Source organism: Streptomyces sp. SID5785, assembly GCF_009870065.1.
Lineage (GTDB): Bacteria > Actinomycetota > Actinomycetes > Streptomycetales > Streptomycetaceae > Streptomyces.
The window spans coordinates 1-2,789 of the sequence record NZ_WWIA01000637.1 but is presented as its reverse complement, the minus strand read 5'-3'; the positions used below and the strand labels follow the sequence as shown (position 1 = coordinate 2,789).

General features: G+C 74.7%; 3 protein-coding genes and 1 pseudogene. 1 reads left to right on the top strand and 3 read right to left on the bottom strand.

The genetic code is table 11. From position 1 onward, the window contains the following. Positions 1 to 673, bottom strand: a 673-nt coding sequence (locus tag GTW43_RS20795) for a GntR family transcriptional regulator (RefSeq protein ID WP_161303527.1), incomplete at its 3' end; no start/stop codon positions are given. 229 nt (positions 674 to 902) lie between these two features. On the opposite strand from GTW43_RS20795, the gene GTW43_RS20790 reads away from it, so the two are divergent. Continuing rightward, a complete protein-coding gene (locus GTW43_RS20790; protein WP_161303526.1) occupies positions 903 to 1,658 on the top strand; it encodes a DUF1838 family protein in 756 nt (251 codons plus the stop codon). A gap of 37 nt (positions 1,659 to 1,695) precedes the next feature. On the opposite strand, the gene GTW43_RS20785 is transcribed toward GTW43_RS20790, so the two are convergent. Next, positions 1,696 to 2,604 (bottom strand): SGNH/GDSL hydrolase family protein, encoded by a 909-nt coding sequence (locus GTW43_RS20785; RefSeq protein WP_161303525.1) that lies wholly within the window; start codon positions 2,602 to 2,604, stop codon positions 1,696 to 1,698. Then, a pseudogene (locus tag GTW43_RS20780) lies at positions 2,601 to 2,789 on the bottom strand (glycosyltransferase family 1 protein); the annotation flags it as partial. The gene GTW43_RS20785 and the pseudogene GTW43_RS20780, both read right to left, overlap by 4 nt.

Below are 2,789 nucleotides of genomic sequence, written 5' to 3'. Positions count from 1 at the left end.
CGTAGGCCTCGACGAGCCCCTTGCGGGAGTCGTCGAGATAGGCGGCGAGCAGCTTCTCCGCGGCGTCGCGACGGCCCTCGGCCAGGGTCTCCACGATCTGCTCGTTGCGGGCGAGATAGGGCTCGTGCAGCCCGCGCGGGTCGTCCACGACGTGGAAGGCGAGGCGCAGTTCGGCCAGGACGCTGCGCATCAGCTCGTCGGTGCGCTCGCTGCCGGCGAGGGCGACGAGTTCCTGGTGGAAGTGGATGTTGGCGGTCGAGACGACCTTCCACTCGCGCTTCCTGGCGCCGCGCCGGCCGTCGGCGACGGCGGCCGCGACGCGGTCGAGGTCGTAGGGCGGGGTGCCGAGGGAGCGGACGACGGAGCACTCGATCATGGAGCGGATGCGGTAGATGTCCTCGACGTCGTCGACGCTCAGGACGCGGACGAAGACGCCGCGGTTGAGCCGGTGCTCCAGGAGGCGCTCGTGGGTGAGCAGCCGGAAGGATTCGCGCAGGGTGTTGCGCGAGACGCCGAGGGCGCCGCCGATGCTGTCCTCCGACAGCCGCTTGCCCGGAGGGAAGAAGCCCTCCGCGATCCGGCTCCTGAGGATGTCGGCGACGCGCTCCGCGGTGCTGGTGCGTCCCAGCAGCGCGCGGTCGTCGGCGAGTGCGTGCAGTTCTTCCGTGGCCACCGCCGCATTCAAGCGCAGATGAGGGAACGAGACAACGGAGGTACGGAACAACAAAAGGATCGCCGGATTGTTCAACGATGCATGAGCCCGACGCGGCGATGCGGCGATGCGGCGATGCGGCGGCGGCAGGGTGACCACCGTCGGCGCCCGTGGTGCGTTATCGGCCGTTCCCGGCGAGGTCGCCGCGTTCTGCGCACGGCGCGGGTCCGGGTCGCGCAGAGTACTGACCATGACGCAGACACCCGCGGACCTGCTCCGCGCCCTGGCCCGCACCCGCGCCTCGCTGGACGGTGACGAGGTCACGTACTGGTGGTCCGGGGACGTGTACTCCTGGGCGCCGGACGAGCCGTACCAGCGCCTGTTCGGCTTCGAGGGGCTCAATGTCGCCCGTCTCGTCCAGGACTCCGAACAGGGCCCGGACGCCTACCGGTTGCTGACCCGGGAGGCCGCCTTCTACCTGGACCCGGTCACGCGCGAGATCCTGGAGACGTGGCAGGGCCTGCCGGTCGTGCACGTCTGGAACGATCCGGCGAACCAGCAGTGGCGTCCCTTCCCGGTCCCGACGACCGAGCTGGGCGGGCAGGTCTGCTTCAGCCTGGAGATCCCGCTCGCCTACCCCTCGCCCCTGCCGGTGGCCGAGTACCCGCGCCACTCGGCGGGCGACACCTACCGGGCCCTGGAGCTCTTCCAGTTCTTCGCCGACCGGGGCGACCTGGCGGGCTCCGCGCCCAGCGTGCCCGCCACCATGTCGTGGACCCGGCAGTCCCCGTGGCTGCCCTGGATGGAGCGCGGACAGCGGCCCGGCGGGCTCACCTTCCACTGCCGGGGACGCAAGCTCGGCGCGTACGAGGAGGTGCCGGAGCGCACGCGCGCGTATGTGGCCGCGCAGCACCCGGAGTTCGCCCACGCGCCCGAGGAGTGGAGCGAGCCGAACGAGACGAGCTGGACGTACTTCCGCAGGCTGCACCCGCCGGAGTCCGTCTGAAGCCCCTCCGGCGGGCCCCGGAGGCGCCGGGTCCGGCTCAGGCGCCGGCGGCCGGCCCCCTCCGGGCGGACACCGGGACGCTCAGGTCGGGCATGGGGACGCTCGGGGCCTGCGGCACGGTCACCGACGACAGGGCGGCGGCCACGGCGGCGGAGGCCCGCAGGTCGAGCCGTGCGCCGGTGCCGCGCAGTCCGTGCCGTACCTCGTCGGCGGCGAGGGCCAGCAGGTTCGGGAGCAGGTCCGTGCAGCGCCGGGCGACCCAGCCGGTTCCCGCGGTGGCCAGCCACCACCAACCGGCGGCGCGGCTCGGCGCGGGCCGCTCCGGTTCGGCGGCCGGTGCCGGGCCGCCCGCGACCCCGGCGGAGGCGAGCAGGGCGTGCGCACGGGCCGCAAGGAACCGGTGCCCGCGCTCCCCCGGGTGCAATCGGTCCGCGCTCCACAGGGCACGGTCGGCGACCCAGCCGCCGTCGCACGCGTGCAGATGGACCGCTCCGTGCCGTGCGGAGAGCGCGTGGACGACGGCGTTGACCGCGCGCTGCCGACGCGCGAGCGGGCGGGCCAGCGCCCCGGGCAGCCCGAGCAGGGCGCCGGGGTCGGGCAGACAGGCGGTGAGGACGACGGTGCCGCGCTCGCCGAACGCGGCGTGGACGGCGTCGAGCCGGGCCGCCACCGCGTGGATGTCGAACGTGCAGCGCAGGGTGTCGTTCACGCCGACGATCACGGAGGCGAGATCCGGGGCGAAGGCCAGCGCGGCGGGCAGCTGGCGGTCCAGCACGTCGCCGGTCCGGGCCCCGCTGACCGCGAAGTTGCGGAAGGCGACGTCCTGTCCGGCCGGGGCGAGGCCCTCGGCCAGCAGCGCGGCCCAGCCCCGCCACGCGCCGCCCACCGGGTCGCCGACGCCCTCCGTGAGCGAGTCGCCGAGCGCGGCGTACCGCAGGGTGTTCACGCCGCCCTCCGTTCCGGTATGTCGCCCCGCATGCGTGCGGGCGCGTCGTGCGCGGCCAGGAAGGCGGCCACGGCGGTGTCCCAGCCGAAGCACTCCGCCCGCGCGCGGGCGGCCGCCCGGCGCCCCGGCACGGGCCGTCCGAGCACCTCGCGCACCGCGCCCGCGAAGGCGGCGCCGGTGTCCCC

Bases quoted from the DNA above. Each gene is read 5' to 3' on its own strand.
- GTW43_RS20790 (WP_161303526.1), top strand. From the start codon at position 903: ATGACGCAGACACCCGCGGACCTGCTCCGCGCCCTGGCCCGCACCCGC.